At 69.0% G+C, this 14,471-nt stretch carries 15 protein-coding genes; 7 read left to right on the top strand and 8 right to left on the bottom strand.

Annotated features, from left to right (window positions below; genetic code table 11):
- Positions 1 to 6: 6 nt before the first annotated feature.
- Genes ASE48_RS33235 through ASE48_RS25860 form a run of 4 tightly spaced genes read right to left on the bottom strand, consistent with a single transcriptional unit; the run spans position 7 to position 3,834 of the window.
- A complete protein-coding gene (locus ASE48_RS33235; RefSeq protein ID WP_057170056.1) occupies positions 7 to 771 on the bottom strand; it encodes an ABC transporter permease in 765 nt (254 codons plus the stop codon).
- A complete protein-coding gene (locus ASE48_RS33230) occupies positions 768 to 1,505 on the bottom strand; it encodes an ABC transporter permease (protein ID WP_057170055.1) in 738 nt (245 codons plus the stop codon). Before ASE48_RS33230 ends, ASE48_RS33235 begins: the two co-directional genes overlap by 4 nt.
- Positions 1,502 to 2,437 (bottom strand): daunorubicin/doxorubicin resistance ABC transporter ATP-binding protein DrrA, encoded by a 936-nt coding sequence (locus ASE48_RS25865; protein ID WP_057170054.1) that lies wholly within the window; start codon positions 2,435 to 2,437, stop codon positions 1,502 to 1,504. Before ASE48_RS25865 ends, ASE48_RS33230 begins: the two co-directional genes overlap by 4 nt.
- A 23-nt stretch (positions 2,438 to 2,460) precedes the next feature.
- Entirely contained in the window at positions 2,461 to 3,834 is a 1,374-nt protein-coding gene (locus ASE48_RS25860; RefSeq protein WP_057170053.1) for a PucR family transcriptional regulator, read from the bottom strand.
- Positions 3,835 to 3,975: 141 nt separating this feature from the next.
- Here ASE48_RS25860 and ASE48_RS25855 point away from each other — a divergent pair, with 141 nt between their 5' ends.
- Genes ASE48_RS25855 through ASE48_RS25835 form a run of 5 tightly spaced genes read left to right on the top strand, consistent with a single transcriptional unit; the run spans position 3,976 to position 8,721 of the window.
- Positions 3,976 to 5,418 carry an APC family permease gene (locus ASE48_RS25855; RefSeq protein ID WP_235571543.1) on the top strand — a complete coding sequence of 481 codons (1,443 nt, stop codon included), beginning with the start codon at positions 3,976 to 3,978 and terminating at the stop codon, positions 5,416 to 5,418.
- The gene (locus ASE48_RS25850; protein ID WP_057170051.1) at positions 5,411 to 6,112 is read left to right on the top strand and encodes an SDR family NAD(P)-dependent oxidoreductase; all 702 of its coding nucleotides are present in this window, start codon (positions 5,411 to 5,413) and stop codon (positions 6,110 to 6,112) included. Before ASE48_RS25855 ends, ASE48_RS25850 begins: the two co-directional genes overlap by 8 nt.
- Positions 6,109 to 6,870 (top strand): SDR family NAD(P)-dependent oxidoreductase, encoded by a 762-nt coding sequence (locus ASE48_RS25845; RefSeq protein WP_057170050.1) that lies wholly within the window; start codon positions 6,109 to 6,111, stop codon positions 6,868 to 6,870. Before ASE48_RS25850 ends, ASE48_RS25845 begins: the two co-directional genes overlap by 4 nt.
- On the top strand, positions 6,867 to 7,856 hold the full coding sequence (gene speB / locus ASE48_RS25840) for an agmatinase (protein ID WP_200962271.1): 990 nt from the start codon (positions 6,867 to 6,869) through the stop codon (positions 7,854 to 7,856). The genes ASE48_RS25845 and speB overlap by 4 nt, the downstream gene beginning before the upstream one ends.
- A complete protein-coding gene (locus ASE48_RS25835) occupies positions 7,849 to 8,721 on the top strand; it encodes a polysaccharide deacetylase family protein (protein ID WP_057170049.1) in 873 nt (290 codons plus the stop codon). Before speB ends, ASE48_RS25835 begins: the two co-directional genes overlap by 8 nt.
- A 75-nt stretch (positions 8,722 to 8,796) precedes the next feature.
- On the opposite strand, the gene ASE48_RS25830 is transcribed toward ASE48_RS25835, so the two are convergent.
- Genes ASE48_RS25830 through ASE48_RS25820 form a run of 3 tightly spaced genes read right to left on the bottom strand, consistent with a single transcriptional unit; the run spans position 8,797 to position 12,754 of the window.
- Positions 8,797 to 10,884: an FUSC family protein gene (locus ASE48_RS25830; RefSeq protein ID WP_057170048.1), complete on the bottom strand. Its 2,088-nt coding sequence runs from the start codon at positions 10,882 to 10,884 to the stop codon at positions 8,797 to 8,799.
- A gap of 32 nt (positions 10,885 to 10,916) precedes the next feature.
- Positions 10,917 to 11,786: an SDR family oxidoreductase gene (locus tag ASE48_RS25825; RefSeq protein ID WP_057170047.1), complete on the bottom strand. Its 870-nt coding sequence runs from the start codon at positions 11,784 to 11,786 to the stop codon at positions 10,917 to 10,919.
- Between the two features lie 53 nt (positions 11,787 to 11,839).
- The gene (locus ASE48_RS25820; RefSeq protein WP_057170046.1) at positions 11,840 to 12,754 is read right to left on the bottom strand and encodes a 1,4-dihydroxy-2-naphthoyl-CoA synthase; all 915 of its coding nucleotides are present in this window, start codon (positions 12,752 to 12,754) and stop codon (positions 11,840 to 11,842) included.
- Positions 12,755 to 12,868: 114 nt separating this feature from the next.
- Here ASE48_RS25820 and ASE48_RS25815 point away from each other — a divergent pair, with 114 nt between their 5' ends.
- Positions 12,869 to 13,144, top strand: a complete 276-nt coding sequence (locus ASE48_RS25815; protein WP_057170045.1) for a hypothetical protein — start codon at positions 12,869 to 12,871, stop codon at positions 13,142 to 13,144.
- A 4-nt stretch (positions 13,145 to 13,148) separates the two neighbouring features.
- On the opposite strand, the gene map is transcribed toward ASE48_RS25815, so the two are convergent.
- Positions 13,149 to 13,919, bottom strand: coding sequence for a type I methionyl aminopeptidase (gene map / locus ASE48_RS25810; RefSeq protein ID WP_057170044.1), 771 nt, complete (start codon positions 13,917 to 13,919; stop codon positions 13,149 to 13,151).
- A gap of 87 nt (positions 13,920 to 14,006) precedes the next feature.
- On the opposite strand from map, the gene ASE48_RS25805 reads away from it, so the two are divergent.
- Positions 14,007 to 14,273 carry a helix-turn-helix domain-containing protein gene (locus tag ASE48_RS25805; RefSeq protein WP_057170043.1) on the top strand — a complete coding sequence of 89 codons (267 nt, stop codon included), beginning with the start codon at positions 14,007 to 14,009 and terminating at the stop codon, positions 14,271 to 14,273.
- Positions 14,274 to 14,471 lie beyond the last annotated feature (198 nt).

The following is a 14,471-nucleotide window of genomic DNA, read 5'->3' as shown; positions in this document are numbered from 1 at the left end:
CACGGGTCAGGAGGATTCGGCCGCGACACGGTAGCCGCGCACCGCGATGGGCCCGAACACCGCCAGCAACCCGATGACCCACGCCGCGGACTGCGCTACCGGCCACAGGATCGGCCCGCCGGCCGCCAGTCCGCGCATCGCCTCGATCGCCGGGGACATCGGCTGGGCTCGCACCACGGGTTCGAGCCAGTCCGGGAACACGTCGACGGGCACCATGCCGGAGTTGAAGAACAACAGCAGGAAACACACCGTGGACAGGCCGGTGATGATGTTCTTACCGTTCGACTGCACGGCGACGGCCACGATGACGGCAGCGAACCCGATCACCATGAAGACCGGGATCAGCACGAAAGCGATTGCGGCCGGCCGGCCTTGGCTGAAGCGCAGGCCCATCGCCACGCCGACCGCGGTGATCACCAGGGTGCCGATGAAGGCCCGGGCGCCCTCGGCGAGCAGTCTTCCGGTGAGCGCGCTGGCGCGGTGCACCGGCAACGCCCACAGCCTGCTGAGCAGTCCGGATTCGCGTTCGTCCGGGATGGCCGCGCCGGTGCCCATCGCGCCGAACAGAGCCCCGGCGATCGCGCACATCGGCACCAGGCCATACAGGCTGTTGCCGCCGGTCAGGTGCAATACCGACTCGCCGATGACCTGCTTGTAGACGATCAGCAGGAAGGTGGGGAAGATCAGCGACTGGATCAGCACCACCGGTGCGCGCCGCCAGCCCAGCAGTAGCCGCCGGGCCTGCAGGCGACTCTGCCGGACCAGGGTCATGACGCCCTCCTCTGCATCCGGACCGCGATCGCGCCGAACAGCACCAGTAGCCCGACACACCAGGCCAGGCTGAGCGGGAGGTGGCGGTACTCGCCGACCGCCAGCCCGCGCAGCGTCTCGGCGATCACCGACACCGGCTGGTGCCGCACGAACGGTCCCAGCCAGGACGGGAACGCTTCTGCCGGAGCGATTCCGGTGGACAGCATCACCAGCAGCAGCTGCGGGATCAGCAGGGTCTGACCGGCCTCCTCGGTGCTGCCGGCCAGTGATCCCAGTGCATCCGCGCCCAGCGACAACGCCAGCGACAGCAGCAGCGCGAGTCCGACGAAGACCGCCACCGCGGCGACACCGCCGGAGAACCGGAAGCCGAACAGATACCCGATGGTGAGGGCGCCGACGAGCGCCGCGCCCGCGCGCACCAGCGCCGAGAGCATCCGTGCGGTCACCGGTGCCAGTGCGGTGATGGGCAGCGAGCGCATCCGAATACCCATGCCGCTCAAGTTGTCTCGCGCCGCCCGGTCCGCGGTGGTCATGGCGGTGAAGATCATCGCCTGCACCACGATGACCGGCAAGATGTACTGCGCGTAGCTCATGGTGCCGGTGTCGATGACATTGCGCAGGGTGATGTCGAAGCACACGAAGAACGCGATCGGCCCGCCGACGGCGAACACCAGATCACCGCCCCGCAGGGTGCCCAGCACCGACCGCCGGGTCAGCGCGCCCAGTGCGGTCATGGTGCCGGGGCCGTCAGGGTGAAGAACACCTCGTCCAGCGACGGTTTGCGCAGCGCGATGTCACCGACCTCGATGTCGAGGGCCTCCAGCCGGCGGAACACCTCGCTGAGCGTGCTCAGGCCACCCGGAGCCGGGATGGACAGTGCACCGGTATCCGGGTCCGTGCTGACCTCCCCGAGTCCGGCCAGGGCGTCGGCGATCCGCGGCCCGTCGGCGGTGTGCACCGGCGTCACCTGGCAGAAACTGCCGCCGACACGTTCCTTCAGCTCGTCGGCGGTGCCTTCGGCGATCACCCTGCCGTGATCGATCACGACGATGGAATCCGACAGCGCATCCGCCTCGTCGAGGTACTGGGTGGTCAGCAGCACGCTGGTGCCGCGACCGGTCAGTGAGCTCACCAGGTCCCAGACCTCGCGGCGGCTACGCGGGTCCAGCCCGGTGGTGGGCTCGTCCAGGAACACCACGGCGGGCTCGGCGACCAGCCCGCAGGCAATGTCGGCGCGGCGGCGCATCCCGCCGGAGTAGGTGCCGACCCGTCGCCCGGCGGCGTCGGTCAGGCTGAACGCCTCGAGCAGTTCGTCGGCCCGGGCGCGGGCCTGCGTCCGGGGGAGTCCGTTGAGTTCGCCGAACAGCACCAGGTTCTCCCGGCCCGTCAGCATCTCGTCGATCGCGGCGTACTGGCCGGTGAGTCCGATGCTCCTGCGGACCTGGGCGGCCTGCGTGACGACGTCGAAGCCGGCCACCTTCGCCGATCCGGAGGTCGGCCGGATCAGCGTGGACAGCACGTTGATGGTGGTGGTCTTGCCCGCGCCGTTGGGGCCGAGCACACCGAGCAGGGTGCCCGCGGGCATCCGGAACGTCACGCCGCTCAGGGCCTGTTTGTCCCCGTACTGCTTGGTGATGTCGTCCAGCTCGATCGCATACTCCGGCACCGGCCGAGTATGGCATGCCTAACCTAAAGTCGATCTGCTGCCCGCAGCCCGATCGTGAACGCCGCCTGATCCTCGAAGTCGAGCGGATTGCGGCCGGTGATCTGGCCGATGCGGGCCAGCCGGTGCCGCACGGTATTGCTGTGCAGGAACAGCTCGCGGGCGGTGTCGATGAGCGATCCGTTGGCCGCAAGGAACACCCGCAGGGTGCGCACGTGCTGGGTGCCGCGATCGCGGTCGAGCTCTTCGAGCGGGTCGATCAGCTGTTGTTTGAACGGGGCCAGCCTGCTCGACGGCAGGCCCTCCAGCAGGCTGCCGAACGTGCTCAGCTGATCGGGTCCGATGCTGCCGCCGCGCTGGCGGGCCAGATCCAGCGCGATGCGGGCCTGACTGATCGAGGCGCCCAGTTCGGTCAGCGGTCCGGCCGCCGCATGACCCGAAGGCAGCGACAGATCGGCGGCGATCTCGGCCAGCCGGTCCGCACCCGTGCTCAGCACCAGACAGACCTCGGGGGCGTCGGCGACCAGGGCGTCGGGGAACGCCATCGACAACAATGCCCCGGCGCCGGCCGGCCAGGCCGAACAGTCGATCTCCCGGCCCGCCAGACCCGGCCAGTCCAGCAGCTGATTCAGCGCATCCGGGAGCAGCATCCGGCGCTCCACCAGTGACAGCAGCTGCCCGACGCGCTCGCGGGCCAGCGCCGCCTCGATATCGCGTTCACCCTGGGCTGCCGCGACGAAACGCGCGATGACCTCCATGACGGCGCCCTCCGGCGGGTCGCCGCGACCGACCCACACCACGGTGCCCATTCCGTCGACCGGCACCGACACCGCGGCGTCGGCGGCCTGCCCGGGCGGTTCGAGCAGGAAGTAGCAGCCCAGCACCTGTCCGGCCCGGTCCAGCAGCTGGCGCACCGATTCGCGACGCCGCTGGGAGGACAGCAATTCGGGCACCAGCGCATTGGTGGCCCGCGCGGTGGCGACCGCACCGCCGAACTGGAAGTCGGCGATATAGCGGCTGACGGTGGAAAACGGTACCGATGGCGGTGCGATCAGCAGCGGCAGGCCGGCCCGGGCGCAGGCGTCGATCAGGGCCTGCGGGGTGGCGTCGTGCACATCGCCGATGCCGAAGCAGACGCCGGCCGCCCCGGCCCGGGACAGCGCGTCGACGAAGGTGTCGCAGTCGGCGGGGGTCTGCAGGCTGATGCCGACCGTGCACACCAGCTCCCCGCCACGCAGATACCGCGAGGGATCGTGCAATTCGGTGGTGTGCGACCAGGTGATCGGCGTGGCGAGCTGTCCGGTATCGAGGTGGACGGCGTCCAGGCCGAGGCCGGCCCGTTCCAGCAGGTCACGGAACGTCGGGGCGACGCCGTCCTGGTCGGTCCCCGGCTCGGTCATCGGTCGATCGTAACGTCGGCGTCATCTGTTCGGCCCAATTCGTTGTGCGATCCCACAATGCGACGACGGGGTGGCGGTGGATTCGCAGCGTCTTCGCCGCGAACGATGGCGGTCCCGTGGCGGGCGCGTGATAGTTCGTCCATGACCGAGCCACAGGTACTGCGCCGCGAGTTCTCACTCTGGTCGGCGTTCGCGTTCGCCTTCGCGTTCATCTCGCCGATCGTCGCGCTGTACGGCATCTTCGGCCTGGCCCTGTCCGCGGCCGGCCCCAGCTTCTGGTGGGGCTTCACGCTGGTGTTCGCCGGCCAGTTCCTGGTTGCGCTGGTCTTCGCGATGCTGGTGTCGCGCTGGCCGCTGGAGGGTTCCATCTACCAGTGGTCGCGCCGGTTGCTGGGCACCACCTACGGCTGGTTCGCCGGCTGGGCGTACATGTGGACGCTGGTGATCGCGATGGCGACGGTCGCGCTCGGTGCGGCCGGATTCGCCGCCAACATCTTCGGGATCGAGGAGCCCTCGGGGACGACGCTGGCGTTCATCGCCCTGGTCATCCTGCTGGCGGGCACCGCGGTCAACCTGGCCGGCCGACAGGCGCTGAAGATCTTCATGATCGGCAGCATCATCGCCGAGGTCATCGGTTCGGTGGTGCTGGGCACCTGGCTGCTGCTGTTCCACCGGCAGAGCTCGCTGTCGGTGCTCTTCTCCGGCGGCGGCGCCGACACCGACACCCTGGCCTACCTGACCGGGCCCTTCATGCTGGCGGTCGCCTTCATCGGTTGGTCCTTCGTCGGCTTCGAGAGCGCGGGATCCATCGCCGAGGAGGTGCACGAACCACGCCGGTACCTGCCCAAGGCGGTGCTGTTCTCGCTGGCGTTCATCTTCGTGGTGGTGGCCTACTCCAGCCTGGCGATCATCCTGGCCATCCCGGATCTGGATGCGGTCGCCGAGGGTGCCGTCGCCGATCCGGTGTACGAAACCCTCACCACCGCACTGGGTCACGGCGTCGCGCGGCCGGTCGAGGTGATGTTCGTGATCGGCTTCCTGGCCAGCTTCCTGGCGCTGCAGACCTCGGCCTCCCGGGTCATCTGGGCCTACGCACGCGACGGCGGCCTGCCCGCCGCCGGTGCGCTGGCCCGGCTGCGCGGCCCGGCCCGCATCCCGGTGGTGGCCATCCTGGTCACCACGGTGGTCGGCGCGGCACTGTTCCTGCTGAGCATCGTTGCCGGCGACATCTATTCGCTGATGGTCAACTTCACCGCGGGTGGTTTCTACCTCGCCTTCCTGTTCCCGCTGATCGGGTTCGTGGTGGTGCTGGTGCGCCGGGCCTGGACGCCGGCCAGCTTCTCCCTGGGCCGGGCCACCCTGCCGGTCGCGGTGGTGGCCGTGGTGTGGGCGGTGCTGCAGTTCCTCAACATCGCCTGGCCGCGAGTGGCTTTCGAGCAGCGCTACCTGGACTGGTCGGTCTGGATCGGTATCGCCGTGCTGCTGGTGCTCGGGACGGCGATCCTGGCCACCGTGCGCTCCCGCATCGTCGAGGCCACGGTGATCGAGGACGGCGTCGTCGAAGAGGACGCGACTCGTGCCTGATACCGGCCCGGTAGCGGTCGTCACCGGCGCCGCCAGTGGTATCGGCGCGGCCTGCGCGCAGAGCCTGCGCCGTCGCGGCTACCGGATCGGCGCACTGGACCTCGCGCCCGGCGCTGAAGCGGATCATGCTGTGGCCGTGGATGTCTCCGACGGCGCAGCCGTCGCCGACGCGATCGCCGAGATCCGCGACCGGTTGGGCCCGGTGAGCGCCCTGGTGACCTCGGCGGGCTATTACGAGATGGCGCTGGTGGATCAGATCGACGCCCGGTCCTGGCGTCGGATGCTTCGGGTGCACCTGGGCGGCCTGTTCAACGCGACACGTGCCTGCCTGCCCGACATGCTGGCCGCGGGCTCGGGTGCGGTGGTCGCGGTGGCCAGTGAACTCGCCGTCGGTGGCGGGGACCGGGAAGCGCATTACGTCGCGGCCAAGGGGGCGATCCTCGGGCTGGTCCGCAGCCTGTCCGCCGAGGTCGCGGGTGCCGGCGTGCGCGTCAACGCCGTCGCACCCGGCCCCACCGACACGCCGCTGCTCAGCGATGATTCTCCATGGCGCGCCGACGAATATCTGTCGACGCTGCCGCTGCGCAGATTGACGATGCCGGCCGAGGTGGCACGCTGTGTCGAATACCTGGTCTGCGACGCGACATTCAGCGTCGGCGATGTCGTCAATGTCAACTCGGGAGCGGTGATATGACGGCGCTGGACGGCCGGGTGGTGCTGGTGACCGGCGCCGCGCAGGGGATGGGTGCCGCCCACGCCCGCCGGCTGGCCGCGACCGGAGCGACGGTGGCGGTCAACGACGTTCGAGGTGGCGCCGATCTGGACGAGCTGGCCGCCGAGATCGGTGGCCTGGCCGTTGCCGGTGACGTCGCCGACCCGGACGAATGCGTGCGGATCGCCGACACGGTGGCCGAGGCCACCGGCGGACTCGATGTGCTGGTCGCCAACCACGCCTACATGACGATGGCGCCGCTGCTCGAACACGATGAGCAGGACTGGTGGCGGATCGTCGACACCAATCTGGGTGGCACCTTCCACCTGGTGCAGGCGGTGCTACCGCATATGCGCCGGGGTGGCGAAGGCCGCGTCGTCGTGATCGCCAGCGAATGGGGTGTCACCGGCTGGCCCGAGGCCACCGCGTACGCCGCCGCCAAGGCCGGACTGATCGCTCTGGTCAAAGCGCTGGGCCGCGAACTCGCACCCGAGGGCATCATCGTCAACGCGGTGGCGCCCGGGGTGACCGACACCCCGCAACTGCAGGTCGACGCCGACGCCGCCGGAATCGATCTGTCCACCATGCACGCCCGCTACGCCGAGGCGATCCCACTCGGCCGGATCGGGCGGCCCGATGAGATCGCCGCCGCCGTGGAACTTTTGGCCGATTTCGAGGTCGCCGCCATTGTCGGGCAGGTCATCGCCTGCAACGGCGGATCCACCAGGACCAGAGCATGACAGGAGAACAGCAGGTGCCAAGCCAGCCTTATGTGCGATCGGCGTCGGGGAACGTCGGCCAGGTCAACGCGATGGAGGTGCCCCGCTACGCCGGTCTGGCGACCTTCGCGCGGCTGCCTCAGCGCCACGAGGTCGACCGCTACGACATCGCGGTGGTCGGGGTGCCGTTCGACAGTGGCGTCACCTACCGGCCGGGGGCCCGATTCGGTCCTGCCGCGATTCGTCAGGTGTCCCGGCTGCTCAAGCCGTACCACCCGGCGCTGGACGTCAGCCCCTTCGCGCAGGCGCAGGTGGTCGACGCCGGCGATATCGCGGCCAACCCGTTCGATATCGAGGCCGCGGTCGACCAGGTGCGGGAAGGCATTGCCGGACTGCTGAATACGCCCGAGCAGCGGGTGATGATCTTCGGCGGTGACCACACCATCGCGCTGCCCGCGCTGCAGGCGATCAACCGGGTGCACGGTCCGGTGGCGCTGGTGCATTTCGACGCGCACCTGGACACCTGGGACACCTATTTCGGCGCGCCGTGCACCCACGGCACCCCGTTCCGCCGGGCCGCCGAGCAGGGTCTGCTGGTCAAGGACCGCTCCGCACACGTCGGGATCCGCGGATCGCTGTATGACCGGGCCGATCTGCTCGACGACGAATCTCTCGGCTTCACGGTGGTGCACTGCCGCGATATCGACCGCATCGGCGTCGACGGTGTGGTGCAACGGATCCGGGAGCGGGTGGGGGAGCACCCGGTGTACGTGTCCGTCGACATCGATGTGCTGGACCCGGCGTTCGCCCCCGGTACCGGCACCCCGGAGATCGGCGGGATGACCAGCCGGGAGCTGGTGGCCATCCTGCGCGCCATGCGTGGTCTGCACATCGTCGGCGCCGACGTCGTCGAGGTCGCTCCCGCCTATGACAGCGGTGAGGTGACCGCGGTGGCCGCGGCGAACCTGGGCTATGAACTGATCACCCTGATGGCCGACAATGTCTGAATTTCGTCGGGGCGAGCGAAGCGACGGGGAATTCCGTTGGCCGGAAGGCAAAGTTGCGGCGGCGTCGTTCACCTTCGATGTGGATGCCGAGTCGGCGGTGCTGTGGGGCAATGAGGCGGCCGGCGCCCGGATGAGTGTGATGAGCCATCAGGCCTACGGGCCGTTGGTGGGCATCCCGCGCATCCTGGATTTGCTCGACAAGCACCAGATTCCGTCCACGTTCTTCGTTCCCGGCCACACTGCACACCGCTATCCCGCGGCGGTGCGCTCCATTGTGGCCGCAGGTCATGAGATCGCCCACCACGGCTATCTGCACGAGCAGCCCACCGCGCTGACGCTGGACGAGGAGATCGAGGCCCTCGACCGGGGCCTGGAGGCGCTGGCCGAGGTCGCCGGCGTACGCCCGGCGGGATACCGCGCGCCGATGTGGGATCTGTCTTGGCGCACACCGGGATTGCTCGCCGAACGCGGCTTCCTCTACGACTCCAGCCTGATGGACGCCGACATTCCGTATGAGCTCGAGGTCGGATCGCGGTCACTGGTGGAAATCCCGATCCAGTGGGCGCTCGACGACTGGGAGCAGTACTGCTATCTGCCCGACATCGCCGGCAGCGGGTTGATCGAGAGCCCGCGCAAGGCGCGCGAACTGTGGCAGCTGGAGTTCGACGCGCTACGCAACGCGGGCGCCTGCTGGGTGCTGACCAACCACCCGTTCCTGAGCGGGCGGGCGTCCCGCGCCGTCGAACTCGGTGACCTGATGCGCTACGTCGTCGAGCACACCGATGTGTGGACCGCCAGCCTCGGTGCCATTGCCGAGCATGTGCGCTCGCTGGGACTTCCGCCGCGCACCATCACCCGCCCCTGACCGAACTCCCGCGAGCGTGCGTGTCTGCGGGCCAACACGCCGCCGTCTTCCGGAGTCCGCGCACGCTCGCTGGAGTCAACCACCCGGGTAAAGCAATTCGAGTTCACCGAGGTGGGCCGCCACGGTGAGCAGCGGCAGCGCCGCGGACACCGAGAGCGGGTTGTCCCCGGCCTCGGCGCGCAGCGCAAGCACGAAGTCGTCACTGATCGGCGGTCCCGACGCATCTTGCGCGCACACGACTTCGGTGTGCACTTCCAGCAGCTCGCGCGCCCGCGGGTACACCCCGAGCGGCGGCGGCACCACATCGGCCACCAGCTCGGCGGCGGCCCGCAGCCGCACCGCGCGGTTGGCCGCCCGGACGATCGGCGCCCGGACGTCATTGTGGCCGCCGTTCTCCGAAAGATATTGCCGCACCGCATCATCGAGGCTCCGGCTGGCCTCCAGCGCGCTGCGGCTGAGCGTGAACACCTGGCCGTCGGTGGCCTCGGACGATCCGCGGATGACGCGGCGCACCGCGGCCCGCAGCAACGCCACGCCGGCCGCATGGGCGTGGTCCACCGCTCTGGCCGTCGGCGCCGATGCTCCTCGGGGCCACAACAACACCGAGACGGCGACGCCGACGAGCGCACCCACCACGACATCCTCGACGCGGATGAGCCCCACCGCCCAGCCCGAGGGCTGGATGAGGTTGAAGATGATCAGCACCATCATCGTGAACGCCGCCTGTCCGGCGATGAACGACGCCACCTCGGGGACGAAGGCCGAGCCGAATGCGACCACCGGCAGCAGCAGCCACATGACCACCGGGTCGACGCCGACCAGTTCGATCACGGCGACGCCCAGCCCGAAACCGAGTGCGGTACCGGCCACCGCGCGCAGCACCCGGGTGCCGGTGGTGAGCGCACTGCTGCGCAACACCGACAGGGCGCCCAGGACCACCCAGAACCCGTGCTCCACGGGGAACACGTGGGTGACCGCGACGGCCAGCGCCAGGCCCAGCCCGGTGCGCAGGCTGTTGCGCAGCACCAGTGCCCGGGTGGCCAGGAATCCCTTGGTGATGGCCGCTACGGCCGTGGTCTCGGGCATCACCCAGTCCGCGGTGCCGGTTTCGGGGAGCCCACGCCCGAGCACCCGCGCCCAGACCGGCCGGGCATCGGCCAGCGCGGCGTTGCGGATGATGCGTCCGGTGACCCCGACGGTGGCCGAGAAGGTGCGGCGTCCCAACAGCATCCGACCGACCTCGACGGCGGTGTCGTCATCGGGCACCGCGAGGATCTGCTCGATGTCCTCGCGGTAGCGGCCCTGGGCGATCGCGCGCAGATCGGTCAGCGCGGTGTTGAGCTCGGCGCCCCGGGCGGCGCGCAGTCGCGGTTCGGAGATGGTGAGCACCGCCGCGCAGTCGCGCAGCACGGCGACGATGGGTGGTTTCATGTCGCCGAGTGCGGCGCCGGTCCGGTCGGTGATCCGGTCGGACAGCCAGCCGAGGTCGTCGACGACGCGGACCAGGGCCCGGCTGCCCGCGGTCAGGGCGACCGGTCGGAAGTCGGCGTTGACGAAGTTGGCCCACAGCGCGTTCATCGCCCGGGTCACGTCCTTGGTCGACGCGACGCCCTCCAGGCAATCGGTGAGTGCGCGGCACACGCTGGCCGCGTGGCGGCGCAGATCGTCGTGATGCCGCGGCGGGAGCAGGAACAGCGCCGCGGGCACGCACACGGCCAGTGCGATGAGCCATCCGGACAGGCGTTCGGTGATCGGGCCGGGTGGTGTGCACGCAGGCAGCACGAAGGTCAGCAAGGTGGCGCGCTGCCCGGCGGCGACGGTCTCGCTGAGCACCCCGGCGAACATCACCGTCACGCCGAGTACGAACATCAGCCCGACGCTGAGCCACGGGTACGGCGCAACCAGGGTGCCGACGCTGATCAGCACCGCGCCGTTGAAACCCAGTCCGGCATACGCCAGGGCGCGCGCGGACCGGTTGCCGGGAAAGTCGGCGATGATCAGCAACGCCACCGAACCGAAGATGGCGAACATCGGCGCCTGGGTGCCGCCGGCGAGCAGGAAGCTGACCGCCGCCGCGATGGGAAGGACGATGGCCGCCCGGACGGCGCGGCGCAGCGCGTCGTACTCGGGGTCCCGCTGCCGGATCCAGTCCAGGCTCAGCATGAGTGCTGATGGTATGTGCCGTGCCGTGAAATTTACGAGGGCTCCACCACGCCGCGCTTCATGATCGCGCCCAACAGCCCGGGCGCCACGCTGTCCAGCGCCTTGGCGGTCACCGCCATCCGCGGCGCGATGCGCACCGGGCGGGTGCGGGCCGCGGTCACCATCCAGTCGGCGGCCTCCTCGGCGGACAGACCCGGCATCGCCACGAACTCCTTGGTCGGCTCGATCATCGGGGTCTTCACCAGCGGGTAGTACAGCGTGGTGGAGTGCACACCCTTGCCCGACCATTCGGTCTCCGCCACCCGGCTGGCGGCGGTCAGCGCGGCCTTGGATGCCTGGTATGCGCCGAACAGCGGGGAGGATTCGTTCATCACACCCCAGGTGGACACGTTGATGACGTGCCCGTCGCCGCGGGCGATCATGCCCGGCACCAGGGCGCGCATCAGGCGCAGCGGCGCGTAGTAGTTCAGCGCCATGGTGCGCTCGATGTCATGCCAGCGTTCCAGCGATTCGATCAGCGGCCGCCGGATCGAGCGGCCGGCGTTGTTGACCAGGATGTCCACGCCGCCATGGCTTTCCACCACGCGGGCGGCCAGCGCATCGACGGCGTCCAGATCGGACAGGTCGGCGGTGACGGCCTCCGCGATACCGCCGTTGTCCCGGATCCGGTCGGCCACCGCGCCGAGCAGATCCTCCCGGCGCGCCACCACAATGACGCTGGCGCCCAGTTTGGCCAGCTTCACCGCCGAGGCTTCGCCGATACCGGAGGACGCCCCGGTGATCAGGACGCGCTTACCGCGCAGCTCGACCTCGGGGCCGCGGCCCAGGTATTCGGTCAGCGGTGGTCGCATGCTGGTCAGCAGCACGGCGTCGGACAGCCGGCGCAAAGGGTTCTTACTCACCGCGACAGTCTAGGTTTGGGCGCGTCGGCGCTCGCTCACCCGCCCGAGATCGGTCAGAAGTAGCGGGGGAAACCGCTCCAGTCCGGGTCGCGCTTCTCCAGGAACGCGTCACGGCCCTCCACGGCTTCATCGGTCATGTACGCCAAACGCGTTGCCTCACCGGCGAATACCTGCTGGCCCACCAGGCCGTCGTCGATCAGGTTGAAGCCGAACTTGAGCATCCGGATGGCCTGCGGGGACTTGCCGTTGATCTCGTCGGCCCATTCCAATCCAACGGTCTCCAGCTCCGCATGGTCGACGACGTCATTCACCGCGCCCATCTGGTACATGGTCTGCGCGTCGTAGGCCCGGCCGAGGAAGAAGATCTCGCGGGCGAACTTCTGGCCGGTCTGCCGTGCCAAATAGGCGCTGCCGAAGCCGCCGTCGAAGCTGCCGACGTCGGCGTCGGTCTGCTTGAACCGGGCGTGCTCGCGGCTGGCCAGGGTCAGATCGCAGGTCACGTGCAGGCTGTGCCCGCCGCCGGCCGCCCAGCCGTTGACCAGGCAGATGACCACCTTGGGCATGAACCGGATGAGGCGCTGCACCTCCAGGATGTGTAGTCGGCCGGCCCGGGCCGGGTCCACGGTCTCGGCGGTCTCTCCCTCCGCGTACTGGTAGCCGGTGCGGCCGCGGATGCGCTGGTCACCGCCGGAGCAGAACGCCCACCCGCCGTCCTTGGCCGATGGGCCGTTGCCGGTCAGCAGGATGACGCCGACGTCGGGGGACATCCGGGCATGGTCGAGCACCCGGTAGAGCTCGTCCACGGTGTGCGGTCGGAACGCATTGCGCACGTCGGGCCGGTCGAAGGCGATCCGGACGGTGGGCCGGCGCACCCCGTCGACGACGTGCCGGTGGAAGGTGATGTCGGTCAGCTCGAAGCCGGCGACGGGCTGCCAGAGGGACGGGTCGAACGGGTTCGCAGTGGTCACGCATGAGACTTTAGGCGCGGCCGTGACGGGGACCACCGGCAGGTTTCGACGGGGCCTTCGTCGGGTACAAACGTTGCGACGATGCGTACGGGACGCACGAGGTTGGAGAGCACAGTGAAGCGTTCGGCAAGTGTGTTGCTAGCGGGAATGGCCGTCGGGGCCATGCTGGTCGGGTGCTCGCCGTCGGTCACCGGTGGTGACACCAAGTGCGAGGACTTCATCGGCCAGGACGAGAAGACGCAGAACGAAGCTGTGGCCAAGATGCTCAAGGACGAAAAGGGCACCGACGCAGCGCAGTTGGAGGTCACCGGGACCCGGCTGGCCGTGCAGACCTGGTGTCAGACGGCGGGTACGCCGGAGTCGAAGATCAAGGAAGCCCCGCACCTGTAGGGGATCAGGCCGCCCGGCGGGTCAACACGAGGGGTGACCCGTCGGTGACGGCGATGGTGTGTTCGGAGTGGGCGGTGCGCGATCCGTCGGCCGATCGGAGAGTCCACCCGTCTCGGTCGTAGACGATCTTGCTGGTGCCCTGGGCGAACCAGGGTTCCAGCGCAAGCGTCAGGCCGGGTCGCAGCACCAGCCCGCGACCGGCACGTCCCCGGTTGGAGACATGCGGGTCTTCGTGCATGGTGCGGCCCAGGCCGTGCCCGCCGAATTCGGTGTTGACGGGGTAGCGGTATTCGTCGGCGACCGCACTGATGGCCGCGGAGATGTCGCCGAGGCGACCGCCTGGAAGGGCGGCGGCAATGGCGGCATCCAGTGCGCGTTCGGTGGCCTCTATGACCCGTTGGTCTTCGGGGCGGGGGGTGCCGACGATCAGACTGCGCGCCGAATCGGCCACCCAGCCGTCGATCGACACCGCGATGTCCATGCTCAGCAGGTCACCGTCGCGCAGCACGTAGTCATGCGGAAGGCCGTGCAGCACCGCGTCATTGACCGATAGGCAGATGACATTGCGGAACGGCCCGCGGCCGAAGGACGGCGCGTAATCCCAATAGCAGGACACCGCGCCACGGTCCTCGATCAACTGGCGGGCCCGGTATTCGAGGTCCAGCAGATTGACCCCTACCGCGGCCCGGGAGTGCAGGTCCTCTAGTAGTTCGGCGATGAAGGCACCCGTGGTGCGCATCGCCTCGACCTCATGGGGCGTCTTCAATTCCAGCATGCACAATCCTGTTCAACGAGCGGTATAGAAATACCAGCCTAGCGGAGATCTCGGTATTTTCATACCGGCATGGCGTATTCTCGTCGCATGGTCCGATCACCCTTGACTCCGCAACAGCGTGCCGCCGGTCAGCGCCTGGGCGCGTTCCTGCGGGAATGCCGGGGCGACCGCAAGCCCGCCGAGGTGGCGCACGCCGCGTCGATCTCACCGGAGACGCTGCGCAAGATCGAGACCGGGCGCCTGGCCACGCCGGCGTTCACCACCGTCGCGGCGCTCGCCACGGTGCTGGGGATCCCACTGGACGAACTGGCCCGCATCTGCCTGCCGGATATGGATCTGTCCAGTACCGGTTAGTGGGCGGCTGTGCTGTTCCAGGCCAGTCGCGTGCACACTGATCGGCCATGATCGTCACCGATGTGTTGATGTGAGTGCTTGCGTGGGGCCATGATTCGGTGTCTTGAGTCAAGAAGTTGGCAGGTTTTTTTGGTTAATTGGGTTTAGGTATGCCTGCTGTGGGGTGTGGTCCTGGATGGCTTGGTGTGGTCGGATGGT

This window comes from Mycobacterium sp. Root265 (assembly GCF_001428895.1).
GTDB lineage: Bacteria > Actinomycetota > Actinomycetes > Mycobacteriales > Mycobacteriaceae > Mycobacterium.
Note: the sequence above shows the minus strand (reverse complement) of the source record. Positions and strands in the feature narration are given on the sequence as shown.